Below are 22,880 nucleotides of genomic sequence, written 5' to 3'. Positions count from 1 at the left end.
CACCCAGCACGCACACCCAGCACACACGTCACCCGGAAGGACGGCCCATGCGAGAGATCGGCGTCAACACGTGGGTCTGGACCTCCCCGCTCACCGACGCGGGCGTGGCCGACCTGCTGCGACGGATCGCAGGCATGGGCTTCGACGCCGTCGAGCTGCCGCTCGAGAACGCCGGGGACCTCACCGTCCCCGTGGTGTCCGACGTGCTCGCCGAGACCGGCCTGACCCCCTGCGTCGTGGGGGCGATGGCCCCGGGTCGCGACCTCGTCGACGCCTCCTGCGTGAGCGACACCCAGGACTACCTGCGGGCCTGCATCGACTTCGCTGCCGGCGTCGGCGCGCGCGCGGTGTGCGGGCCGTTCTACGCCTCCACCGGCCGGGTCTGGCGGATGGACGCCGACCAGCGGCAGGCGGCGTACGACGACCTCCGCACGCACCTCGCCCCGGTCGTCGACCACGCGGTCGCGCAGGGCGTACGGCTCGGGATCGAGCCCCTCAACCGTTACGAGACCTCCCTGGTCAACACCGTCGATCAGGCCCTCACCGCCCTCGAGTCGTTGCTCGGCGAGGGCCTCGGCCTGGCCCTCGACAGCTACCACCTCAACATCGAGGAGCGCTCCAGCGCGGACGCGGTCCGAGCCGCAGGCCAGCACCTGGCACACGTCCAGGTCTGCGGCAGCGACCGGGGCGCACCGGGCGGCGACCAGACGGACTGGCCGGCCCTGGTGTCGGCGCTCGACGAGGTGGGCTACGACGGTCCCCTCGTCATCGAGAGCTTCACCGCCGACAATGCCTCCATCGCCACGGCCGCCTCCATCTGGCGTCCGCTGGCACCCACCCAGGACGAGCTCGCCCGAGACGGCTTGTCCTTCCTCCGGTCGCTCGCCTGAGCGACCGTCACCGCAAGTCAGGAGAAGTACGTGACCAGCACACCCAGCGCATCGGGCGCCGCCGGGTCCCCGGGAGTCGCCGTCATCGGCTACGCCTTCATGGGAAAGGCCCACTCCCACGCATGGCGCAACGTCGCGGCTCTCCGCCCCGGTGCTCCTGGCGTACGCCGGCAGGTCATGGTCGGTCGTGACGCGGACGCCGTGGCGGCCGCCGCGGGACAGTACGGCTGGGCCGAGTCGGCCACCGACTGGCGCGCCGTGCTCGAGCGGGACGACATCGACATCGTCGACGTCTGCGTCCCCGGGCACCTGCACGCCGAGGTCGCGATCGCTGCGCTCGAGGCCGGCAAGCACGTCATCGCCGAGAAGCCGCTGGCCAACACCATGGCCGAGGCGGAGAAGATGGTGGCCACCGCCCAGGCCGCCCGCGAGCGCGGCGTGCACTCGATGGTGGGCTTCAACTACCGCCGCGTGCCCGCGCTGGCGCTGGCCCGCCGCCACGTCGCCGAGGGTCGCCTCGGCGAGGTGCGGCAGGTGCGCGTCTCCTACCTGCAGGACTGGCTGGCCGACGCCGCGGCGCCGATGACCTGGCGGCTGCGCCGTGAGCTGGCCGGCTCGGGCGCGCTGGGCGACCTCGCCTCGCACGCCGTCGACCAGGTGCGCTTCCTCCTCGGCCAGGAGGTCACCGCCGTCAACGCGACGACCCACACCTTCGTGGGGCAGCGCACCGGCGCGGACGGCCCCGAGGAGGTCACCGTCGACGACGCCGCGTGGGGCACCCTGCGCACCGACGGCGGCGCCGTGGTCAGCCTCGAGGTGACCCGCATGGCGACCGCCCGCAAGAACGCCCTCGGCATCGAGGTCTACGGCAGCGAGGGAGCCCTGCGCTTCGACCTCGAGTCGCTCAACCACCTCGACGTGTGCCTCGACGGCGCCGACAGCTTCACCCGCCAGCTCGTGACCGAGCAGGACGACCCCTACATCGACGGCTGGTGGCCGCCCGGGCACGTGCTCGGGTGGGACGCCACCTTCACCAACCAGGCCGCCGACTTCCTCGCCGCGCTCGCGGCGGGTCGGGCGCCGACGCCGTCCTTCGAGGACGGCCTCGCCGTCCAGCGGGTGCTGGCCGCGATCGAGGCCAGCTCCGCCCGCGGGGGCAGCTGCGTCGAGGTCGACGCGCGACCTCTTTGAGGCGGTCGCTGCGCGTGACGGATCCCACGTGACCGCCCCCGCCGGATCCGGCGGGGGTGCGGCACGATGAGCGCCATGACTGCTCCCGGCAAGACCAACGCTGGCAACTTCTTCGAGGACTTCACCGTCGGTCAGGTCATCGAGCACGCCACCCCGCGCACGGTCACCGAGGGCGACCGGGCGCTCTACGGCGCGATCTACCCGACGCGCTTCGCGGTCCCGTCGTCGGCGGAGTTCGCTGCGTCGGTCGGCCTCGCGCCCCACCCGGTGGAGGAGCTGGTCGGCTTCCACGTCGCCTTCGGCAAGACCGTCCCGGACGTGTCGCTCAACGCCGTGGCCAACCTCGGCTACGCCGAGTGCCGCTTCCACCGGCCGGTGGTGCCGGGCGACACGCTGCGCACCCGCTCGGAGGTCATCGGGCTCAAGGAGAACTCCAACGGCCGCACGGGCGTGGTGTGGGTGCGCTCGACCGCGACCAACCAGCGCGGCGAGGTCGCGATCGACTGGGCGCGGTGGGTGATGGTCCACAAGCGCTCCGCCGGGTCACCGGCGCCGGAGACCGTCGTACCGACCCTGGCCCCGGCCGTCGCCCCCGAGGACCTGGTGGTGCCCGCCGGCCTCGACTTCTCGTCGTACGACGTCGTGGCCGCCGGTGAGCCGCACCGGCTCGGCGACTACGCGGTGGGGGAGCGGATCGACCACGTCGACGGGGTGACGCTCACCGACGCCGAGCACATGATGGCCACCCGCCTGTGGCAGAACACCGCCAAGGTGCACTTCAACGCCGACGCCCGACCCGACGGCCGGCGTCTGGTCTATGGCGGCCACGTGATCTCCCTGGCGCGGGCGCTGTCCTTCAACGGCCTCGCCAACGCCCAGCTGGTCGCGGCGATCAACGCCGGCGCGCACGTCGCACCTGCCCACGCCGGTGACACGGTCCACGCCTGGTCGGAGGTGCTCGACACCGCCGAGCTCGACGCGCCGGGCGTCGGCGCACTCCGCCTGCGGCTGGTCGCCACCAAGGGCCGAGATGAGTCGATGACCCTGCGCGGCGAGGACGGGAAGCACGCCGACGGCGTCCTGCTCGACCTGGACTACTGGGCGCTCGTCCCGCGCTGACGCGCGAGCAGGTCGTCCGCGACCGCGGCCAGGGCGGCGTCGAGGCTGTCCACCGGGGCGACGCCCAGCCGGGACAGCACCGTCCGGGCCGCGGCGAGCAGCTCCTCGTCGGTCGCGTCGTCGGGGGTGCGTCCGTCGCGGGGCGGCGCCGGCAGCAGGTCGTCGAGGTCGCCCACGACGTCGTACGAGCCGGCGCGCAGGTCGGCGACGATCGCCGCCGACCGCTCCAGCACCCAGGGGTGGTGCCGGGCGGGGAGGACGAAGGACTCACGCGGCGCGCAGCCGACCAGCGACTCGGGGACGAACGTCCCCTTCACGTGGCGGGTGAGCTCCGGGGACCGCTCGGCGCGGGGGAGGAGCTCGTTGACCCGGCGCAGGAGCTCGGCCTCGACGAGGCCGAGGGAGTCGTTGGCCCGACGGGCCTCGGTGTCGAGGCCGGTCACGTCGACGCCGAGGACCGAGGCGGTCCGCAGCCACAGCTCCTCGCGCGGCGCGTCCGGGGCTGGTACGACGACGAGGTGGGCGCGCCCGGCGGGGAGGCCGGCCGACCAGAGCGCGAGGATCGCCGGCACGTCCTGGTAGCGCCAGAACTTCTGGTCGTCCTCGTCGCGTCGCACCGTGGCGAGGAAACGGCGGTAGCGCTGGCGGGCGCCCATCTTGACCCGCTGCTGCCACGCCGACGGCAGCACCCGGCCCAGGTCGCGGGCCGTGACGACCACGTGCACCTCGTCGGCGGCGCCCGCGAGGTCGGCGAGCGCGGCGGCGGCCGACCCGGCGGGCGAGTCGGAGAAGTGCTCGTTGGTGAGCAGCACGTCGCCCGGCCACGCCCGGGTCTCCTCGACCTGCCGGTGCCACGCGTCGCGCTCGTGCGGGGTGAACGTCTCGACGACGGCGGTCATCCCCTTGACGAGGGCGGCGGCGGCGAAGTGGTCGCGACGCCGGCCCGGCAGCAGCAGACCGCGACCGCGCAGCTCGTCGCGGTGCCGCCACCACAGGTCCTGCAGGAACGAGGTGCCGGACTTCGCCGTGCCGACGTGGACGAACACGCGGCGAGCCATGGCGGTGACCCTACTGGAGGGCGGCAGACTCGATCCGTGGCCTGGGACCCCGACTTCTTCTACGACACCTACCCGCGACTCGAGGCGGACTTCGCGGCGCGCCTCGACGAGAGCCTCGCACCGCGGGACCCGTCGGTGCTGCTGCAGGTGGTGCGCGAGCTCGACCTGCGTCCCGACAGCAGGGCCGTCGACGTCGGCTGCGGCGAGGGCACCCACGCCGTCCGGCTCGCGACCCACTTCGGCTTCCGCGTGCTCGGCATCGACCCGGTGCAGCGCCACCTCGACCTCGCCCGGGCCACCCGTCGCGACCTCGTGCCCGACATCGCCTCGCGCCTCGCGTTCGAGCGCGGCACCGCCACGCACGTGCCGGTGGCCGACGCCTCGCTCGACCTGGTCTGGTGCCGCGACGTGATGGTCCACGTCGAGCACCCCGACGACGCCTTCGCCGAGTTCGCCCGCGTGCTCCGCCCGGGCGGCCACGTCGTCGCGTTCCAGGCCGTGGCGACCGAGCTGCTCGGGGACGAGGAGGCCGAGCAGCTCTTCGACGTCATGGGGGTGGTGCCCTCCTCCGCCGAGCCTCGCGTGATCGACGACGCGATCGCCCGGTCGGGGCTGGAGGTGGTGGACAGCATCGACCTGTCCAGCGAGTGGGGCGAGTGGTCGCAGGAGCACGACGGCAGCGGGGGCCGCGCGCTCCTGCACCTGGCGCGGCTGCTGCGCGAGCCCGCGCGCTACCGCGCCGAGTTCGGCGACGCGGCGTACGACGTGATGGTGGGCGACTGCCGCTGGCAGGTCTACCGGACGATCGGCAAGCTCGGCGCGCGGATCGACGTGCTCCGCAAGGGTTAACCGCTCGACCCGGCTTGTCGGCTTTGGCAGGGTGGGGGTTCCGACCGTTCATCGACCCAGGAGGACCTCATGGCCGATCAGGACCCCAACGCCGACATCAAGGCGAAGATGCGGGAGGCCCTCGATCGCAAGAAGGGCCACGACCACCCCGACGACACGGCAGGCTCCCGGGAGAAGGCCCACGGCTCGGAGATCAACGACAAGAACGTCGCCAAGCCGATGCACCGCCGCAAGGCCGGCGGCGGTGGCGCCTGAGGTCGGGCACCGTCACCGGCGCGCGCCGGCGGGCACCTCGTCCGCCGGCGCGAACGCCTTGGCCAGCCAGAAGAGGGACACCACCAGCACGAGCGGCACGGCGAAGCCGATCCTCAGCGAGCTGGAGCCGACGACTCCCGTCATCACGGCGCCGAGCAGCGCACCGGCGTAGTTGAACTGGTTGAACCGCGCCACCACGGCGTCCACCCGTGCCCGTCGCGTCGCCGGGTCGGCGTCGCGGCCGGCCAGCGCCGCCGCGGCCGAGAAGCTCAGCGGAGCCACCACCGCCACGCCGCAGCCGAGGAGCGTGAAGCCCAGGACGGCGACCGGCCACGACGGCGCCGCGACCACGACCGTGAGTGCGACGAGGGCGATGCCCGCCCCGATCCGGAGCAGGCGCACCGCGCCGACCCGCTCGGTCAGGCGGTCGCCGGCGATCCGGACGATCCCGCTGGCCACCAGGTAGGGGAGCGTGGCCAGGGCGACCAGGCCCTCCGGGGTGTCGAACTCGTCGTCGAGGTAGACCGGTCCCCAGGTGGCCGCGGCGGTGTCGACGGTGTAGAAGACGACGAGCGCGAGGCCGACCGTCACGATCGCCCGCCACGGCACGTCGGTCTCGGTGCTGGTGGCCGCCGCGCCGTGGTCGCGGGGGAGGTACGGCGCCACGGTCGCCGCGAGCGGGAAGAGGGCGACCAGCGCCACCGCCGGCCACGGGACGTCCCCGGTGGCCAGGGTCGCGACCGCGCCGACGACGCCGCCGAGCGTCCAGGCCCCGTGGCACGAGGGGAGCACGACGCGACCCCACCGGTGCTCCAGGGCGACCGCCTGCATGTTGCCCGTCGCGTCGACGAGACCGAGGCCGACGCCGTACGCCGCCAGGCCGAGCACGAAGACCGCGGTCGTCGGGGCGAGGACGGCCGTCGCGACCGAGACCGCCACCACCAGCAGGCCCGCGCGCAGGACCGCGGCGCTGTCGAGGCGCGGGGCGAGCCGCTCGGCGACGAGCGAGCCCACCCCGGCGAGCAGCACCATCATCAGCAGCACGCCCGAGAGCTCGAGCTCGCCGAGGTCCCAGCGTTCCTGGAAGCGCGGCAGCCGCGTGGTGAGGCTGATGAACACCAGGCCCTGCACCGCGAACGCGGCAGCGATCGCCCACCGGGCGCGGCGGAGGTCGACCGTCGTCATGCCCAGCATGGTGGCAGCCCGGCCCGGCGCCCGTGGCAGACTCGCGGACATGTCCAGCACAGGTCCCGAGCTCTGGGTGGTCCGGCACGGCGAGACCGAGTGGAGCCGCGACGGCCGGCACACCTCGGTCACCGACCTCGTGCTCACCGAGTCCGGTGAGGAGGCGGCCAGGGCGCTGGCGCCCCGGCTGGCCGAGGTGGAGTTCGACCTGGTCCTGACCAGCCCGCGCCGACGCGCGCGTCGTACGGCCGAGCTGGCCGGCTTCCCCACCGCGGAGGTGGACGAGGACCTCGTGGAGTGGGCCTACGGCGACTACGAGGGCGTGACCACCCCGGAGATCCGCGAGGACGTGCCCGGCTGGACGGTCTGGACGCACCCCACCCCCGGTGGGGAGACCGCCGACGAGGTGTCGGCGCGGCTGGACCGCGTGGTGCGGCGCACGCGCGAGCACGACCGCTCGCTCGTCTTCGCCCACGGCCACTCGCTCCGCGTCCTCACCGCCCGATGGCTGGAGCAGACCGCGTCCGAGGGTCGGTTCTTCAAGCTCGACACAGCGACCGTCTCGGTGCTCGGCTACGAGCGCGAGCACCCGGCCCTGCTGAGCTGGAACAGCTGACGTGCGGATCGACCTCCACACCCACTCCTCGGCGAGCGACGGCACCGACACCCCCGGTGACCTGGTCCGCGAGGCCGCGGCGGCCGGCCTCGACGTCGTGGCGCTCACCGACCACGACGCGATGTCGGGCTGGACGGAGGCGCAGGAGGTGGCCGACGAGGTCGGCATCACGCTGGTGCCGGGCCTGGAGATCAGCACCCGCTACGGGCACCGCGGCGTGCACCTGCTCGGCTACCTCCCCGACCCGACGCACCCGGCGCTCGCGCTCGAGCTCGACCGGATCCTGGAGGGGCGCACCGCCCGCACTCCCGCGATCGTCGGCGCCCTCCGCGCCCACGGCATCGACATCTCTGAGGACGACGTACGCCGCGAGTCGGGCGGGTCGGTGGCCGCGGGCCGTCCGCACGTCGCCGACGCGCTCGCGCGGCTCGGCGTGGTGCGTGACCGGACCGAGGCGTTCGCGACCCTCCTGAGCCCCGGGCAGCCGGGCTACGTCAACCGCTACGCGTCCGCGCTGGAGGAGATGATCCCTCTCGTGGTCGCCGCCGGAGGCGTCGCGGTGATCGCGCACCCGTGGGGGCGCGGCAGCCGGTCGGTGCTGTCGGCGGAGGACCTCGCCGAGCTGAAGGACCTCGGTCTCGCCGGGATCGAGGTCGACCACCAGGACCACTCCGCCGCCGACCGCGCCGAGCTGCGCGGCATCGCCACCGACCTCGACCTCGTGGTGACCGGCAGCAGCGACCACCACGGCCTCGGCAAGGTCGACCACGACCTCGGCGTCAACACGACCGACCCGGAGCACTACGAGCGGCTCCTCGCGCTCGCGGGCGACCGGCCCGGTGGCTGAGCCGGTGGGTGCATTGCCCGACCGCGTCCTCGTCTACGGCGTCACGGGGAGCGGCAAGTCGACCGCCGCCCTCGCCATCGGCGCCCGCAGCGGCCACCCGGTGACCCTGGTCGACGAGCTGACCTGGCTGCCCGGGTGGGTGGCGGTCGACACGTCGGTCCAGCGGGAGCAGATCGGCGAGGTCGTCGCGGGGGAGCGGTGGCTCCTCGACTCGGCGTACGGCGCCTGGCTCGACCTGGTGCTCCCGCGCGCCGAGCTGGTGGTCGGCCTCGACTACCCCCGCTGGCTCTCGCTCGGCCGGCTGGTGCGGCGTACGGTCTCCGGCGCGATCACGAAGGAACCCCGCTGCAACGGCAACGTCGAGACGTGGCGGGCCATCGTGCGGCGCGACTCGATCCTCGTGTGGCACTTCCGCTCCTTCGCCCGCAAGCGCACCCGCATGCGGGCCTGGGCCGCCTCGCCCGACGGCCCCGACGTGCTGCTCTTCCGGCGCCCTCGCGACCTCGAGGCGTGGCTCGCGACACTGGGTCCTGTCCCGGTCGACGAGCAACGCTGACCGGCCCCGCCGGGGGAGTTCCCGCCCGGGAGGTCATGAGAATGCGGGGTTCGAACCGGCGATCCTCATGACGTCAGCACGACCAGCCACTGTGGGGTTGCCGTCCGAGCGCGCTGGCTGAGGACCACCCGCGTCAGCCGCGCACCATCCGCCGCTCGAGCCCGACGTCCTCACGCTTCGTGGTGCCGTCGAAGGCGAACCCGTGGCGCTCGTAGAAGCCGATCGCGCGGGCGTTGCCGTCGAGGACCCAGAGGTAGGCCGCGGAGTCGCCGATCGCCGCGTCGAGGAGCGCGTGCCCGAGCCCGGTGCCGTACGACGACGCCCGGACGTAGAGCGCCATCACCTCGAGCGGCGGCAGGGCGTCGTCGGGGTCGCGGCCGCGGCCGGTGCTGGAGAAGCCGAGCAGCCGGTGGTCGGGCGCCCACGCGAGCAGGTTGTCGCTCGAGCCGTCGCCGATGATGCCGCTCCAGCTCGCCACCCGATCGGCACGGCGCGCTCGGCGCTCGGCGAACACGGACGCCGGCATCAGGTCGGCGTACGCCTCCTCCCAGACGTCGAGGTGGAGGTCGGTCAGTGCCTCGGCGTCGGCGACCGCGGGCGGGACGATCCGCACCGTCACCGGCGACCCATGCCCTGCGTGAGCCGAAGCACGCGGTTGGGGATGGCGGTGGTGAGCAGCCTGATCGTCTTGTACTGCGCACCGGGGATCGAGTACGTGCGGCCCTTGTCGAAGTCCTTCAGCGACTCACGCACGAGGAAGTCGGCGTCGAGCCACATGAAGCCCTCGCCGCGCCTGACCTGCATCCGCTGGTGGAACTCGGTCTTGGTGAAGCCCGGGCACAGTGCCATCACCTTCACCCCGCGCGACGCGTACTCCAGGTGGGCCCACTCGCTGAAGCTGTTCACCCACGCCTTCGACGCGGAGTAGGTGCCGCGCGGGAGGAAGGCGGCGACGCTCGAGACGTTGATGATGCCGCCGTGGCCACGCTCGGCCATCGCACCGAGGGCGGCATGGCTCAGCCGCAGCACGGCGGTGACCAGGACCTCCAGCATGGCCGTCTCGTCGTCCGCGGTGTTGTCGAGGAAGCGCTGCTTGAGCCCGAAGCCGGCGTTGTTGACGAGCAGGTCGACCGGTCGGTCGCGGTCGGCGAGGCGTGCCTCGACCGTGGCGAGCTGTGCGCGGTCGGTCAGGTCGGCGACCAGCACCTCGACCTCGACCCGGTGGGCGCGGCGCAGGTCCTCGGCCACCTGCTCGAGGCGGGTGGAGTCGCGCGCCACGAGGACGAGGTCGTCGCCGCGGGCGGCGAGCTGGACGGCGTACTCGTGACCGATGCCGGCGGTGGCCCCGGTGATCAGTGCAGTGCTCATCGGGCCAGCATTTCAGGACACCCGGTGACGATGCGACCCGGTCCGGCACAATTGCCCGCAATGAGCACCAAGAGCCGGGGAGCGGCCCCCGTCACGCTGGCCGTCGCCAACCAGAAGGGCGGGGTCGCCAAGACCACGTCCGTCGCCTCGATCGGTGCCGCGCTGGCCGAGCTCGGGCACCGGGTGCTGCTGGTCGACCTCGACCCGCAGGCCTGCCTGACCTTCTCCCTCGGCATCGACCCGGAGGACCTCGAGGTCTCGGTGCACCACGTGCTGACCCAGGGCGTCGACCCGATCGACGTCATCCTGGAGACCGACGAGGGCGTCGACGTGCTGCCGGCGACCATCGAGCTCGCCCGTGCGGAGGCCGACCTGCTCACCCGCACCGGCCGCGAGCACGTCATCAAGGGTGCGCTCGAGCAGCTCGCCGAGGACCTCGAGGACTCCGAGGTGGGGGCCTACGACTGGGTGCTGCTCGACTGCCCGCCCTCGCTCGGCGTGCTGACCGTCGCCGCGCTGACCGCCGCCGACGGCGTGCTCGTGCCGCTGCAGTGCGAGACCCTGTCGCACCGGGGCGTCGGGCAGCTGCTCGACACGGTCCACGACGTACGCCGCTTCACCAACCGCGGCCTCGAGGTGTGGGGCGTGCTGCCCACCCTCTACGACGGCCGCACCAACCACGCCCGCACGGTGCTGGAGACGATCAGCGAGACCTACGACCTCGAGGTCGTCGAGCCTCCGATCCCCAAGACCATCAAGTTCGCCGAGGCCCCGGCCGCCGGCCGGTCGATCCTCGCCACCAGCCGCAGCAGCAAGGGCGCCATCGCCTACCGCGAGGTCGCCCAGAACCTGGTCGAGCGGGCCTCCCGCCCCAAGAAGAAGGTGGCGAAGAAGCCCGCTCGCGCGAAGGGGTGACCCGGAGGCCGGCTGGTCAGGCGGAGGTCAGGTCTGGGGGGTCTCGACCGACTGACCGCCGCGGGTGCGTCGACGGTTGCGGTTGCGGCGGCGCGGGGCGTCGCCCGACGTGGAGCCCGACTTCTCGCCCGATGTGGAGCCCGACGCGGAGTCGGAGCGGTCCGACCGGCCGGAGCCGGAGCGGTCCGAGCCCGAACGACGCTCGCGCGGCGCGCGCTCCTTCTTCTCGACTGGGGCGGGGTCGACGATCCGGCCCTTGGTGCCGGCCGGGATGCCCTGGTCGTGGAAGAGGTGCTCGGAGGTGGAGTAGGTCTCCTGCGGGTCGGGGAAGGGCAGGTCGAGCGTCTTGTTGATCATCTTCCAGCGGTGCAGGTCCGCCCAGTCGACGAAGGTGATCGCGATGCCCGAGGCGCCCGCGCGGCCGGTGCGGCCGATGCGGTGGACGTAGGTCTTGTCGTCCTCGGGGCAGGTGTAGTTGATGACGTGGGAGACGCCGCGCACGTCGATGCCGCGGGCGGCGACGTCGGTGGCGACGAGGACGCGGATCTTGTCCTCGCGGAACTTCGCCAGCGCCTTCTCGCGCGCGACCTGGGCCATGTCGCCGTGCAGCGGCGAGGCGCTGAAGCCGCGCTCGGCCAGGTCGTCGGCCACCCTCTGCGCCTGGCGCTTGGTGCGGGTGAACACGATGATCTTCTCGGCGTCCTCGGCCTGGAGGATCCGGCCGATGATCTCGGGCTTGTCCAGGTCGTGGGCCTGGTAGATGAACTGCGCGGTGGCCGGCACCATCGTGGTGTCGTAGGACGACTCGGCGCGGATGTTCATCGGGTGGCGCATGTGGATGCGGGCGAGCGACACGATGGCGGCCGGCATCGTGGCCGAGAACAGCATCGTCTGGCGGGTCTCCGGCGTCTTGGAGATCAGCGTGATGACGTCGGGCAGGAAGCCGAGGTCGAGCATCTCGTCGGCCTCGTCGAGGACGAGGGCGTGCACGTGGGAGAGGTCCAGCGCTCGGCGGTTGGCCAGGTCGATGAGGCGGCCCGGCGTGCCGACGACGATGTCGACGCCGGCGTCGAGGGCCTCGAGCTGCGGCTCGTAGCCGACGCCGCCGTAGACGGTGAGGACGCGCAGGCCCATGTCCTTGCTGGCCAGGCTCAGGTCGTTGGACACCTGGAGCGCGAGCTCGCGGGTCGGGGCCACGATGAGGGCCTGCGGCTTGCCCTGGGGCAGGTCGGCGTAGGCCGGGTTGGACGGCGCGATCGAGCGCTGCATCACCGGGATGCCGAAGGCGAGGGTCTTGCCGGTGCCCGTGCGGGCCTGGCCGATGAGGTCGGTGCCGAGCAGGGCGACCGAGAGGGTCATCTCCTGGATGGCGAAGGGGGTGGTGATGCCGGCGCGGTCGAGCGCGTCGCAGATCTCGGGCAGCACGCCCAGTTCACGGAAGGTGGTCACGAAGTGTCGCTCTCTGATGAGTCGGGTTGTCCCACGCGTATGCGGTCAGCCCACTCGAGAGCCCCTGCGGGCAAGTGCCGACCGCGCACATACAGGCGGCCACCGGCTGATGCGTCGGCGGCTCGGTCACCATGATGCTATCGCTAGGCTGCGAACATGACGGAATCGCCCGACGAGGACTACCGCCGTGCCGCAGTCGACCTCCTCGGGGCCATCGCCTACGGCGAGCTGTCGGCGTTCGAGCGCCTCGTCGAGGACGCCAAGATGGCGCCCGGGATCGACGACAAGATCGCGATCGGCGCGATGGCCACCGCCGAGTTCGGGCACCTGCAGAAGCTGGTCGAGCGGCTCGAGCAGCTCGGCGCCGACCCGGCCGAGGCCATGCAGGCCTTCCGCCCCAGCTTCGACAGCTTCCACGCCCACACGGCGCCCTCGGACTACTACGAGGGCCTGATCAAGGCCTACGTCGGGGACGGGCTCGCCGCCGACTTCTACCGTGAGATCGCGGCCTACCTCGACGCCGAGACCCGCGAGGTCATCATCAGCTCGCTCGAGGACACCGGGCAGACGGCGTTCATCGTCGAGCGCGTACGCACCGGGATCGCCGAGGACCACCGCCTGGGCGGCCGACTGGCGCTGTGGGGCCGTCGGCTGATGGGGGAGGCCCTCACCCAGGCGCAGCGCGTCGCCGGCGACCGCGACTCCCTCACGGCGCTGCTGGCCGGGGGAGTGGACCGCCCGGGCCTCGACCTGGCCGCGCTGGGTCGCATGTTCACCCGGCTGACCGAGCTGCACGCGGCCCGGATGGCCGAGCTCGGGCTGGAGGCCTGAGGCGGGTCGCCCGCTCGCGTCCGCCGGGACGTGACGAGGCCCCGCATCCGTCGGATGCGGGGCCTCGTGCTGTCGTGCGGGTCTATCAGAGCCGCGAGCGGCTGCCGGTGTTGCGGCCGGTCACCGTCGAGGCGATGACGACCAGGACGGCCGCCGTCAGGATCGCGACGATCCAGCGGACCCAGTCGATGCCGCCCGAGCCGTCGCCGCCGAAGAGGGAGTAGATCCAGTAGCCCAGCAGCACGCCGCCGATGCCGCAGAGGATCGTGAGCCAGATGGGGATGTTGTCCTTGTCGCCCGGTGCGACGAGCTTGCCGAGCAGTCCGATGATCGCGCCGATGATGAGGAGGACGATGAGATCTACGACCATGATGGGCCACCTTTCTTTGCCACGAGCTCGTGACGGTAGTGCCGGCAGTGTGTGCCGGCTTCTCCATCATGTTCCCCACAGGACCCGGTATCAATCACCGCGCGCCCCTAGGGAGGGGGTGTCATCACCCCGGGTGGTGAGGCGTCAGCGGAAGCCGACGGTGCTGGCGGTCGGGGAACCGAGCTCGATGTAGGCGATCTTGTCGGCAGGCACGACGACCGAGCGGCCCTTGGTGTCGGCGAGCCGGAGCACGCCGTTGCCGCCCAGCGCCTCGGTCAGGCGGGCCTCGATGTCCTCGGGCGTGCTGTCGGTGTCGAGCACCAGCTCGCGCTGCGCGTGCTGCACGCCGATCTTGACCTCCACGATGTTGCTCCTCAGCTCAGGGGTTGGGGGTACGTCTTGATGATGCCGGGTCAGTGGTCACCGGTCAGTGGTCGTCGGTCATCGGGTAGCCCCGGATGCCGCGCCAGGCCAGGCCGGCGATGAGGTCGGCGGCGTCGTCCTGGGCGATCTGCCCGCCGCCCGCGAGCCAGAACCGCGCGGACACCTGGGCCATTCCCACCAGCGACACCGCGAGCAGCTCCGAGGCCTCGTCGGGCAGGCCGGTGTCGGTGCGGATCACGTCGGCGATCATCGACGCGCACTCGGTGGTCACCCGGTCCACGCGCTCGCGCACGTCGGGCTCGCTGGTGAGGTCGGACTCGAAGACCAGCCGGAACGCGCCCTCCTCGGACGCGACGTAGCTGTAGAAGACCTTCATCGTCGCCGTGACGCGGTCCCGGTTGTCGTTGGTGGAGGCGAGCGCTTCGCGGCAGTTGTCGATGATCAGGTCGCACGAGGTGTCGAGCAGGGCGAGGTAGAGGTCGAGCTTGCCCGGGAAGTGCTGGTAGAGCACCGGCTTGGACACCCCGGCCCGGTCGGCGATGTCGTCCATCGCGGCAGCGTGGTAGCCCTGCGCCACGAAGACCTCGAGCGCGGACTCGAGCAGCTGCACGCGACGCTCGCGCCGCGGCATCCGGCCGCCGCGCGGTCGGGGGTTGACGCCGTCGGACGTGGTGTCGGTGCTGCCTGCGGTCACGTCGTGCTCCTGCTTGCCGGGGGGTGTTGCCGAGGGGCGATGGCCGTGCGGCCGGAAGGTACTGCCGGGTAGGCCACGGCGAGCCTATCGGCAGCCGGACGTGCGAGGAGGGACCCCGGGTGTCCCGGGGCCCCTCCTCGCGTGTCGTGGTGTCGCTCAGTAGGTGACGTCGACGAGCATGTTGCGGCTGGTGCCGTCCACGCTCCTGACGGTCGCCTTCACGCCCTCCCCGGCGACCTTCACCGAGTTCTGCGGGTTGTCGGCCTCGTCGTAGTACGTCGAGACCAGCGTGTCGTCGAAGGTCGCCTGCTGGGGGACGCCGCCCGAGCAGGTCTCCAGCGTCGTGTAGCCGTCAGCGTTGTCGGCGGCCACCTGCTTGTGCAGGCACGTCCGGTCGATGACGTCGAGGCCGAAGGTGGCGTCGAACGGCTCACGCCGGTTGGTCGGGCTCGTGCGGTCGCTGTAGGTGAACGAGTTCGGCGTCGCGTCGACCGGCAGGGCGTACCCGGAGCCCGGGTGCACCGAGGTGTTGTTGTCGGCCGCGGTCGGGTCGACGAGCCACACGAGCATGCCGTCCTGGAACGTGAAGAACTCCACCCAGTTGGGCCGGGTGACGGCCTCGGAGAAGTTGTACGGGCCCTGCGCCAGGGTGGCGTCGTAGCCGACGTACTGCCTGTTCTCGATGAGGTAGTAGCGGTTGTCGGTCAGCGTCTCCGTGCCGGTCGAGCGCCTCCAGCCCTTGGCGACCCACGCCGGCGTCGCCTCGGTCTCGACATCGTCGGTGAACGTCGTCTTGTCGGCCTTGACGGCGATGTTGTCCAGGAAGGCGCCCGTCTCGTTCACGCCGCCGTCCGTGGCGTAGCGGAACCGGAACTTCGAGGCCTTGCCGCCCGGCTTGTAGGAGAAGCGGAGGCCGCCCCAACGCGCCTTGTCGCCGGTGAGCGGCTGCCCGACGGTCGTCCAGGTCTCGCCGTCGTCGACGGAGTACTGGCCGTAGAGGAAGTCGTAGCCCTTCTCGATCTGGTACCAGGCGTCGGCCGTGACGGTGACGGAGCCTGCCTTCGCCACGTCACGGGTCAGCGTGTTGCGCAGGTCGTCGCCGCGACCGGACCACCAGGCGTAGTCACCACCGGGGATGTCGACCTGGGCCCGGGTGGTGGTGACGTCCTTGAGGTTCACCTTGACGGCCTGGTAGGCGCCGTCGACCTGCTTCTCCGACGGGCTGAGCGGGATGCCCTGCGTGCCGGCGCCCTTGTCCACCTCGGCGTACTTCAGCCAGCCGAGGAAGAGCTTCTCCTCCGGCCCGAAGCTGCCGGGCTGGGTGCCGATGCCCTCGTCGGCGCCACCGTGGCCGAGCCAGGAGCCCGAGGACATGGTGGTCCAGAACGAGGTGCCGTTGTCGCCACCGTTGGTGTCGTAGAAGTCGGGCAGGCCGAGGTCGTGGCCGTACTCGTGCGCGAAGACGCCGAGGCCGCCGTTCTCGGGCTCGACCGTGTAGTCACCGATGAAGTAGTTCGAGTCGCCGATCCGCGCGCCGCCGTTGAGGTTGGGCTTGCCGTCGACGGACGGGCCCTCGGAGCCGGCGGTCGTCGGGTAGGCGTACCAGCGGTGGGACCAGATGGCGTCGGGGTCGGCGCCGGCCTCCTCGCCCTCGCCGGCGTGGACGGCCTGGAAGCGGTCGATGTAGCCGTCGGCCTCGTCGAAGTTGCCGTCCTCGTCGAAGTCGTAGCGGTCCCACACGTCGAACTGCGACAGGTAGTCGTTGAGCTCCGCGGTGCTCTTGCCGGACGAGGTCGCCCAGGCGTCGGCCGTGTCGTTGATGAAGGACCACGCGCCGCCGTCGTCCTCGACCGCGTTGTCGCCGTACGTCGACGCGTTGCCCGGGACGGTGACCCAGTCCTCGGTGATCATGTCGACGCTGTAGGCGCCGTTGGACTGCGCCTCGTAGAAGTTCTTCATCGACTCGCCCGAGCCGTTGAAGAGCTCGTCGTAGTAGGCCTTGCCGTAGTCGGGCTCCCACGTGGTGGAGTTGTCCTTCAGGCGGTCGGGCTTCGGGATCTCGTTGTGGGCGGGACCGGGCGTGAGACCGAGCTTCTTCGTGCCCTGCGTGCCGAACTCCGACAGGATCGTCCAGATCTTGTCGGTGCCGGTCTCGCCGAGCTCGACGAACTCGCCCTCGGCGACCTCGACGACCTGGCTGCCGTCGGCCAGGGTGCGTGCCTTCGCGGAGCCGTTCTCGACCATCGCGCGGGCCTTCGCCTTGAGGCGCGCCTGCTTCCTGATCTGCGGGGACGTCCGGTTGTCGGGCTTGGCGCGGACCTGCTCCGACGACGCCGGGGCGCCGTCGGAGGGAACCGCAGCCGCGGGGAGGGCGGCGAGGCCCAGGGCCAGGCACGCGGTTCCGGCCATCAGGCCGGGCAGGGTTGTCTTCTTCACAGGGAGTTCTCCGTGGTCCGAGAGGTGGGGGATGGTGGTGCACATGACCCGCACGGGCCACCCGGAGGTGGTCAGAACGAGTCACCAACGGGTCACTCCACAGCAGGGGGCGCCCGGTGGCAAGGAAAATCTTCTGAATCCACCCCGGGGGCCGAAGATGCTGCGGTGTCGGCAGCCAGCGCGCCCGCGTCCGCATCGCGGGACCGGACAGGCGCGTCAGGGGCCCGCGGGGAACATGGACGACGGCGGTGCTGTTGCACCGACACCCGAGTCAAGGAGAAGACGTGTCCCAGCAAGCAGTGCCTGCGCTTGTCGAGCCGGCCGCCGAGCTCACCACCGACGAGGTGCGCCGCTACAGCCGTCACCTGATCATCCCCGACGTGGGCATGGCGGGACAGAAGCGGCTGAAGAACGCCAAGGTGCTCGTCATCGGCGCCGGCGGCCTCGGCTCGCCCGCCCTGCTGTATCTCGCCGCGGCGGGCGTCGGCACGCTCGGGATCGCGGAGTTCGACGAGGTCGACGAGTCCAACCTGCAGCGCCAGATCATCCACGGGATGTCCGACATCGGCCGCTCCAAGGCCGAGTCCGCCCGGGAGTCGATCGCCGAGGTGAACCCCTACGTCGAGGTCGTCGTGCACGACGAGCGCCTTGACAACGACAACGTGCTCCAGGTCTTCGAGGGCTACGACCTGATCGTCGACGGCACCGACAACTTCGCGACCCGCTACATGGTCAACGACGCCGCCTACTTCCTGAAGATCCCCTACGTCTGGGGCTCGATCTACCGCTTCGACGGCCAGGCGTCCGTCTTCGCCCCGACCCTGACCGACGACGCGCCGTGCTACCGCTGCCTCTACCCCGAGCCCCCGCCGCCGGGCATGGTCCCGAGCTGCGCCGAGGGCGGCGTGCTGGGCGTGCTGTGCGCGAGCATCGGCTCCATCCAGGTCAACGAGGCGATCAAGCTGATCACCGGCATCGGTGACCCGGCCATCGGCAAGCTCGTCATCTACGACGCCCTCGAGCTGGAGTGGCGCAAGCTCAAGGTCCGCAAGGACCCCAGCTGCGCTCTGTGCGGCGAGAACCCGACCGTGACCGGCCTCATCGACTACGACGCCTTCTGCGGCGCCGTCTCCGACGAGGCCGCCGAGGCCGCCGCCGGCTCGACCATCTCGGTCACCCAGCTCGAGGCGATGCTCAAGGAGCGCGAGGAGGGCACCCGCGACTTCGACCTCATCGACGTCCGCGAGCCCAACGAGTTTGAGATCAACCGCATCCCGGGCGCGCGCCTCGTCCCCAAGGGCGAGTTCCTCAACGGCAACGCCCTCGGCGACCTGCCCAGCGACAAGCCGATCGTCCTGCACTGCAAGTCGGGCGTCCGCTCGGCCGAGGTGCTCGCCATCGTCAAGGGCGCCGGCTACGCCGACGCCGTGCACGTCGGCGGCGGCGTGGTCGCGTGGGTCAGCCAGGTCGACCCCAGCCAGCCGGCGTACTGAGTCCCACCCGGTCCCACCCCGCACGCGTCCTCGCATGGCGTGACCCCGTCGCCTAGGGTCGCGCCATGCGTGCGTTCGGGAACTGGCCGCCCGGCCTGCGCGCCGTCGTCGCCGTGGCCGGCAGCTGCCTGCTGATGGTCCTGGTCGCGTGGGCGACGCTGCTCGGTCCCGACGAGGTCTTCACCGGCCCGGGGCCGCGCCCGGCCACCGCCACCACCCCGACGTGCATCCCGCTGCCGGTGACCACGAACGCCGACGGCACGACCACCGTCGAGATCCCGGACGACGTCGCCGAGCGGCCCTACTGCGACCCGCCCCTGGAGTTCGCCGAGGGCGGGGAGGAGATCGTCGAGCGGCCACCGCCGCTGTGGACCAAGGTCCTCATGTGGGTCCTGCTCGCGACGATGGCCGCCGGGATCGCCGCGATCCTGCTGTGGCTCCTCGCGGCCGTCCTGCGGGAGGTCCGGGCGCGTCGCATCCGCACCGAGGAGCGCGAGGACATCGGCTTCGCCGTGCTCGACGAGCCGGTCCGGGTCGCGGAGCAGGTGGCCGCGGACGCCGTCGAGCAGGACACGCTGCTGCGCGAGGGCGACCCCCGCAACGCCATCGTCGCCGCCTGGCACCGCTTCGAGGTCCAGGGCGAGCGGGCGGGGGTGGAGCGCCGCATGTCGGAGACGTCGTCGGAGTACGCGCTGCGCATCCTCGACCTCGCCGACGCAGACGCCGGCCCGGTGAACCGGCTCGCCGAGCTCTACCGCGAGGCCCGGTTCTCCGACCATGCGGTCACCGAGGACCACCGCTCCGAGGCGCTCGCCGCCCTGGCCGGCATCAGGCAGAGCCTGGGGGTCCGGACATGATCGACCTCCCCGCGCGGTGGCGCGGCCGACTGGCCGGCGGCGTCGCCCTGGCGGCCGTCGGCTACGTCGTCACGGTCCTGCTCGACATGGACCCGCGCCCTCTGCCGTACGTCGTGTGGTCGGTCGTCGTGCTGACGCTGGCGTTCCTCGTCCTCGACACCGTCGACGTACCCGCCGCGCAGTGGCAGCAGGGTCTGCCGGCGCCGCCGGACCGCGTCGACGAGGCCACCTCCGACCTGCGCGTGCTCTCCAGCCACCAGCAGGCCGACCAGCCCTCCGATGCCCTGGCGCGCCGACTGGTCGCCCTCGCGCGCGAACGCGACCCCGACCTCGCCTACGCGCTCGAACACGAGCTCGCCGACGCCTCCCGGCTCTCCCCGGCCGACATCGACCGCATCCTGACCCGAATCGAGGACGTCCGTGACGCACACTGATCCCCGCACCGACCCGACCCAGGTGGCGGACTTCGCCGAACGGGTCCTCGACGAGGTGGGCCGCGCGGTGGTGGGCAAGCGCGAGGTGCTGGCCCTCGTCCTCGCCGGCATCCTGGCCAAGGGCCACGTGCTGCTGGAGGACTTCCCCGGCCTCGGCAAGACCCTCGCGGCCCGGTCCTTCGCCCGGGCGCTCGGGCTGGAGTTCTCCCGCGCGCAGTTCACCCCCGACCTGCTGCCGGCCGACCTCACCGGGTCCTACGTCTACGACCAGCGGCGCGCCGAGTTCGACTTCCGCGCCGGGCCGGTCTTCGCCGGCCTCCTGCTGGCCGACGAGATCAACCGCACCCCGCCGAAGACGCAGGCCGCGCTGCTCGAGGCGATGCAGGAGGGGCAGGTGACCGTCGAGGGCCAGACCCACGCGCTGCCCAGCCCGTTCCACGTCCTGGCCACCGCCAACCCGGTGGAGTACGAGGGCACCTACCCGCTGCCCGAGGCCCAGCTCGACCGCTTCCTGCTCCGCGTCGGCTTCGGCTACCCCAGCGCGTCGGAGGAGTACGACGTGCTCCGTCGCCGCCTCGACCGGCAGCGTGAGGAGGTCGACGTCGCGCAGGTCTCCGACGCGAGCGGCCTGGCCGCCGTGCAGGCCGCAGTCGAGCAGGTCGTCGTGGACGAGTCGGTCGCCCGCTACTGCGTCGCGCTCGTGACGGCGACCCGCGACCACGCCGACGTGCTGACCGGCGCCTCGCCGCGCGGCAGCCTCGGCCTGGTGCTCACCGCCCGCGCGTGGGCGGCGATCCGGGGGCGCGACTTCGTCGTGCCGGAGGACGTCAAGGTGGTCGCGCGCGCCGTGCTGGCGCACCGCATCACGGTCAAGCCCGACCTCTGGATGACGCAGGCGTCCGGCGCGCGCGTCGTCGACGCGGTCCTGTCGTCCGTGGCGGCGCCGCGCACCCTGGAGCCGCACCGGTGACCTCCTGGCGGCCGACCCCCGCGCTCGTCCGGGCCTGCCTGCTCGCCCTCGGCGGCATCGCCGGCGGGATCGTGCTGGGCCAGGAGGTGCTGGTGGTGCTGGCCGCCCCCTTCGTCGTCCTGGCCGCGGTCGGGCTCGCGTCGCGACCGCGGCAGGCCCCGCGGATCGTGGCCCGCATCGACCACCGCCGCCTCCACGAGGGGCAGGGCACGACCTCGCGCCTCGACGTCGACGACCTCACCGGGGTCGAGCACGTCACGCGGGTCGGCGCGCGGACCGCCCACGTCGCCACCTCCCCCACCTACGGGGCGGCGGGCTCGCTCGTCGCCGACGGCCTGCCCGGCCTCGAGTTCAGCCCGCGCCGGTGGGGCCGGCGCGCGGTCGGCGCCGAACGGGTCGCCCTGACCAGCGCGTGGGCCGGATGGCGCTGGGGTCCGGTCGACCTCCCCGAGAACGGCCTCGTCGTGCTGCCGCAGCGGGCGCCGTACGACACCCGCGCAGAGGTGCCCCAGCCCGACGGTCTGGTCGGGCGGCACCGGTCCCGGCGGGTGGGCAGCGGCACCGAGCTCGAGGGCATCCGCCGCTTCGCCGCCGGCGACCGCCTCAAGCGCATCACCTGGCCGGTGTCGCTGCGCACCGGCGAGCTCCACGTCATCACCACCCGCGCGGAGCAGGACGCGGGCGTGTGGCTCGTCGTCGACGGCCTGCGCGACATCGGGGTCTCCGGCGGCATCGACGGCGCCGCGAGCACCCTCGACCAGACCGTCCGCGCCGCAGCCGCGCTGGCCGAGCACCACGTGCGCACCGGCGACCGGGTCGGCCTGCTCGTCGTGGCCGGCGACGCCGCGCGGGTGCCGCTCGGGTCCGGTCCGCGCCACCTCCAGCGGCTGCACGGCACGCTCGCCCGGGTGCGGGCGGGGGCGCGCAGCACCGCCCCGGAGCGGCTCGACCTCGGGGCCGGCGCCGGCAGCGTGGTCCACGTCCTGTCGCCCATGCTGTTCACGCCGCTCGTCACCGCGACGGCCAGCCTGCAGCGCCGGGGAGCGTCGGTGGTGGTCATCGACACGCTCGGCGACGCGCTGGACGCCCCCGAGGGTGCCGACCGGCTCGCCCTGCCCACCCTGGCCGCGCGGATGCGGCGGATCGAGCGCGACGACCGGTTGGCCCACCTGGCCGCGCTCGGGACGCCCGTCGTGCCGTGGCGAGGACCCGGCACGCTCGACACGGTGCTCCACCAGCTGGCGCGCCGCGAGCGGGTGCCGAAGGTGCGCACGTGATGCGCCTGCTGCGTCCCGGGGTCACCGTGCCCGTCGTCGCGCTGCGCGCGCTGCTGCTCGTGCTGCCCTGCGCCGCGCTGGCGCTCGCGCTGCCGCAGGTCCCGCACGGGTGGGTGGTCGTCGGGGTCGTGGTGTCCGCAGCGGCGTGGGCGTGGCTCCCCGACCACCCCGTGGGCGTCGCCCCGCTCGTGCTCGTCGGCGGCTGGTGGGCGGTGCGCGACGTCGTCGACTGGCGGCTGCTGGTGGTCGGCGTGCTGCTCGTCGTCGCGCACCTCGCCGCGACCGTGGCGTCGTACGGTCCGTCGACGCTCACCGTCGACCCGCGTCTGGCGCGGCTGTGGCTCGCCCGCGGCGTGCTGGCGCTCGTCCCGCTGCCGGTCGCCTGGCTCGCCGTCCGCGGCCTGGACCCGGGGCTGGCGCCGTCGTGGCTGTGGCTCACGGCTGCCGCGACCACCGTCGCCCTGCTCCTCGTCACCGCCCGCCTGGTCCGACCGGAGCCGTCATGACGACCGCGGAGGAGCGCGAGCTCTACGCCGAGCTCGTGCTGCAGTGCGCCGAGTCGGTCCCGCGCGGTCGGGCGACGACGTACGGGGCCATCGCGGACGTCGTCGGTGAGCGGCTTGGGCGGGGCGGTCCGCGCCTGGTCGGGTCGGTGCTCGCCGCCCAGGGCGGCGGCGTGCCGTGGTGGCGCGTGGTCCGCGCCGACGGCTCCCTGCCGCCCTCGCACGGCGAGGAGGCCCGGCAGGCCTACCTCGAGGAGGGCACCCCGCTGCGGCCCGGCGGGGCCGTGGATCTGACACGGGCGTTCTGGTCGCCGCGCCTCGGGGCAGAATGAC

Annotated in this window: 26 protein-coding genes; 17 read left to right on the top strand and 9 right to left on the bottom strand. The window is 72.7% G+C overall.

The genetic code is table 11. The features are described 5' to 3' along the window. Positions 1–47 precede the first annotated feature (47 nt). The 3 genes from Q1B24_RS00390 (at position 48) to Q1B24_RS00380 (ending at position 3,200) form a co-directional block, all read left to right on the top strand. Complete coding sequence (locus Q1B24_RS00390; RefSeq protein WP_299921999.1) at positions 48–890, top strand: sugar phosphate isomerase/epimerase family protein; 843 nt, start codon at positions 48–50, stop codon at positions 888–890. Positions 891–920: 30 nt separating this feature from the next. Next, positions 921–2,081 (top strand): Gfo/Idh/MocA family oxidoreductase, encoded by a 1,161-nt coding sequence (locus Q1B24_RS00385; RefSeq protein WP_299921997.1) that lies wholly within the window; start codon positions 921–923, stop codon positions 2,079–2,081. Positions 2,082–2,156: 75 nt separating this feature from the next. Then, complete coding sequence (locus Q1B24_RS00380; RefSeq protein ID WP_299921993.1) at positions 2,157–3,200, top strand: MaoC family dehydratase; 1,044 nt, start codon at positions 2,157–2,159, stop codon at positions 3,198–3,200. Here the strand turns inward: Q1B24_RS00380 and Q1B24_RS00375 are convergent. Continuing rightward, positions 3,176–4,258, bottom strand: coding sequence for a hypothetical protein (locus Q1B24_RS00375; protein ID WP_299921991.1), 1,083 nt, complete (start codon positions 4,256–4,258; stop codon positions 3,176–3,178). The two genes, Q1B24_RS00380 and Q1B24_RS00375, sit on opposite strands and share 25 nt — an antisense overlap. Positions 4,259–4,294: 36 nt before the next feature. Between Q1B24_RS00375 and Q1B24_RS00370 the strand changes: the two genes are divergently transcribed. Together Q1B24_RS00370 and Q1B24_RS00365 are read left to right on the top strand one after the other, a co-directional pair. Beyond that, on the top strand, positions 4,295–5,107 hold the full coding sequence (locus Q1B24_RS00370; RefSeq protein ID WP_299921989.1) for a class I SAM-dependent methyltransferase: 813 nt from the start codon (positions 4,295–4,297) through the stop codon (positions 5,105–5,107). Positions 5,108–5,176: 69 nt separating this feature from the next. Continuing rightward, a complete protein-coding gene (locus Q1B24_RS00365; protein WP_299921987.1) occupies positions 5,177–5,362 on the top strand; it encodes a DUF5302 family protein in 186 nt (61 codons plus the stop codon). Positions 5,363–5,374: 12 nt separating this feature from the next. On the opposite strand, the gene Q1B24_RS00360 is transcribed toward Q1B24_RS00365, so the two are convergent. After that, on the bottom strand, positions 5,375–6,547 hold the full coding sequence (locus Q1B24_RS00360; RefSeq protein WP_299921984.1) for an MFS transporter: 1,173 nt from the start codon (positions 6,545–6,547) through the stop codon (positions 5,375–5,377). A gap of 49 nt (positions 6,548–6,596) precedes the next feature. Here Q1B24_RS00360 and Q1B24_RS00355 point away from each other — a divergent pair, with 49 nt between their 5' ends. Genes Q1B24_RS00355 through Q1B24_RS00345 form a run of 3 tightly spaced genes read left to right on the top strand, consistent with a single transcriptional unit; the run spans position 6,597 to position 8,566 of the window. Continuing rightward, positions 6,597–7,163 (top strand): histidine phosphatase family protein, encoded by a 567-nt coding sequence (locus Q1B24_RS00355; RefSeq protein ID WP_299921982.1) that lies wholly within the window; start codon positions 6,597–6,599, stop codon positions 7,161–7,163. A gap of 1 nt (position 7,164) precedes the next feature. After that, on the top strand, positions 7,165–8,010 hold the full coding sequence (locus Q1B24_RS00350) for a PHP domain-containing protein (RefSeq protein WP_299921980.1): 846 nt from the start codon (positions 7,165–7,167) through the stop codon (positions 8,008–8,010). A gap of 4 nt (positions 8,011–8,014) precedes the next feature. Further along, positions 8,015–8,566 (top strand): adenylate kinase, encoded by a 552-nt coding sequence (locus Q1B24_RS00345; protein ID WP_299921977.1) that lies wholly within the window; start codon positions 8,015–8,017, stop codon positions 8,564–8,566. A 133-nt stretch (positions 8,567–8,699) separates the two neighbouring features. On the opposite strand, the gene Q1B24_RS00340 is transcribed toward Q1B24_RS00345, so the two are convergent. Both Q1B24_RS00340 and Q1B24_RS00335 read right to left on the bottom strand, forming a co-directional pair. Then, on the bottom strand, positions 8,700–9,185 hold the full coding sequence (locus tag Q1B24_RS00340) for a GNAT family N-acetyltransferase (protein WP_366916398.1): 486 nt from the start codon (positions 9,183–9,185) through the stop codon (positions 8,700–8,702). Then, a complete protein-coding gene (locus tag Q1B24_RS00335) occupies positions 9,182–9,934 on the bottom strand; it encodes an SDR family oxidoreductase (protein ID WP_299921975.1) in 753 nt (250 codons plus the stop codon). The genes Q1B24_RS00340 and Q1B24_RS00335 overlap by 4 nt, the downstream gene beginning before the upstream one ends. Positions 9,935–9,994: 60 nt before the next feature. Here Q1B24_RS00335 and Q1B24_RS00330 point away from each other — a divergent pair, with 60 nt between their 5' ends. Then, positions 9,995–10,849 (top strand): ParA family protein, encoded by an 855-nt coding sequence (locus Q1B24_RS00330; RefSeq protein ID WP_299921973.1) that lies wholly within the window; start codon positions 9,995–9,997, stop codon positions 10,847–10,849. Positions 10,850–10,876: 27 nt separating this feature from the next. Here the strand turns inward: Q1B24_RS00330 and Q1B24_RS00325 are convergent, their stop codons facing one another. Continuing rightward, positions 10,877–12,298: a DEAD/DEAH box helicase gene (locus tag Q1B24_RS00325; RefSeq protein WP_299921971.1), complete on the bottom strand. Its 1,422-nt coding sequence runs from the start codon at positions 12,296–12,298 to the stop codon at positions 10,877–10,879. Positions 12,299–12,454: 156 nt separating this feature from the next. Between Q1B24_RS00325 and Q1B24_RS00320 the strand changes: the two genes are divergently transcribed. Further along, positions 12,455–13,129 carry a ferritin-like fold-containing protein gene (locus tag Q1B24_RS00320; RefSeq protein WP_299921969.1) on the top strand — a complete coding sequence of 225 codons (675 nt, stop codon included), beginning with the start codon at positions 12,455–12,457 and terminating at the stop codon, positions 13,127–13,129. Between the two features lie 85 nt (positions 13,130–13,214). Here the strand turns inward: Q1B24_RS00320 and Q1B24_RS00315 are convergent, their stop codons facing one another. The 4 genes from Q1B24_RS00315 to Q1B24_RS00300 all read right to left on the bottom strand — a co-directional run bounded on the left by Q1B24_RS00315 (position 13,215) and on the right by Q1B24_RS00300 (position 17,013). After that, on the bottom strand, positions 13,215–13,499 hold the full coding sequence (locus tag Q1B24_RS00315; protein ID WP_299921967.1) for a GlsB/YeaQ/YmgE family stress response membrane protein: 285 nt from the start codon (positions 13,497–13,499) through the stop codon (positions 13,215–13,217). A gap of 144 nt (positions 13,500–13,643) precedes the next feature. Beyond that, a complete protein-coding gene (locus Q1B24_RS00310) occupies positions 13,644–13,862 on the bottom strand; it encodes a DUF3107 domain-containing protein (protein ID WP_299921965.1) in 219 nt (72 codons plus the stop codon). Positions 13,863–13,926: 64 nt separating this feature from the next. Further along, on the bottom strand, positions 13,927–14,514 hold the full coding sequence (locus Q1B24_RS00305; protein WP_299923185.1) for a TetR/AcrR family transcriptional regulator: 588 nt from the start codon (positions 14,512–14,514) through the stop codon (positions 13,927–13,929). A gap of 219 nt (positions 14,515–14,733) precedes the next feature. Then, entirely contained in the window at positions 14,734–17,013 is a 2,280-nt protein-coding gene (locus Q1B24_RS00300) for an immune inhibitor A domain-containing protein (RefSeq protein WP_299921963.1), read from the bottom strand. Between the two features lie 284 nt (positions 17,014–17,297). On the opposite strand from Q1B24_RS00300, the gene moeZ reads away from it, so the two are divergent. The 7 genes from moeZ to Q1B24_RS00265 all read left to right on the top strand — a co-directional run bounded on the left by moeZ (position 17,298) and on the right by Q1B24_RS00265 (position 22,879). Continuing rightward, positions 17,298–18,506 carry an adenylyltransferase/sulfurtransferase MoeZ gene (moeZ, locus tag Q1B24_RS00295; RefSeq protein WP_299921961.1) on the top strand — a complete coding sequence of 403 codons (1,209 nt, stop codon included), beginning with the start codon at positions 17,298–17,300 and terminating at the stop codon, positions 18,504–18,506. A 65-nt stretch (positions 18,507–18,571) separates the two neighbouring features. Further along, positions 18,572–19,363: a DUF4129 domain-containing protein gene (locus Q1B24_RS00290; RefSeq protein WP_299921959.1), complete on the top strand. Its 792-nt coding sequence runs from the start codon at positions 18,572–18,574 to the stop codon at positions 19,361–19,363. After that, a complete protein-coding gene (locus tag Q1B24_RS00285) occupies positions 19,360–19,797 on the top strand; it encodes a hypothetical protein (RefSeq protein ID WP_299921957.1) in 438 nt (145 codons plus the stop codon). The genes Q1B24_RS00290 and Q1B24_RS00285 overlap by 4 nt, the downstream gene beginning before the upstream one ends. Further along, positions 19,784–20,767 (top strand): MoxR family ATPase, encoded by a 984-nt coding sequence (locus tag Q1B24_RS00280; protein ID WP_299921955.1) that lies wholly within the window; start codon positions 19,784–19,786, stop codon positions 20,765–20,767. Before Q1B24_RS00285 ends, Q1B24_RS00280 begins: the two co-directional genes overlap by 14 nt. Next, positions 20,764–22,044 carry a DUF58 domain-containing protein gene (locus Q1B24_RS00275; RefSeq protein WP_299921953.1) on the top strand — a complete coding sequence of 427 codons (1,281 nt, stop codon included), beginning with the start codon at positions 20,764–20,766 and terminating at the stop codon, positions 22,042–22,044. Before Q1B24_RS00280 ends, Q1B24_RS00275 begins: the two co-directional genes overlap by 4 nt. Then, positions 22,041–22,550 (top strand): hypothetical protein, encoded by a 510-nt coding sequence (locus Q1B24_RS00270; RefSeq protein ID WP_299921951.1) that lies wholly within the window; start codon positions 22,041–22,043, stop codon positions 22,548–22,550. Before Q1B24_RS00275 ends, Q1B24_RS00270 begins: the two co-directional genes overlap by 4 nt. Then, positions 22,547–22,879, top strand: coding sequence for an MGMT family protein (locus Q1B24_RS00265; protein WP_299921949.1), 333 nt, complete (start codon positions 22,547–22,549; stop codon positions 22,877–22,879). Before Q1B24_RS00270 ends, Q1B24_RS00265 begins: the two co-directional genes overlap by 4 nt. Position 22,880 lies beyond the last annotated feature (1 nt).

Source organism: uncultured Nocardioides sp. (assembly GCF_947488025.1).
Lineage (GTDB): Bacteria > Actinomycetota > Actinomycetes > Propionibacteriales > Nocardioidaceae > Nocardioides.
Note: the sequence above shows the minus strand (reverse complement) of the source record. Positions and strands in the feature narration are given on the sequence as shown.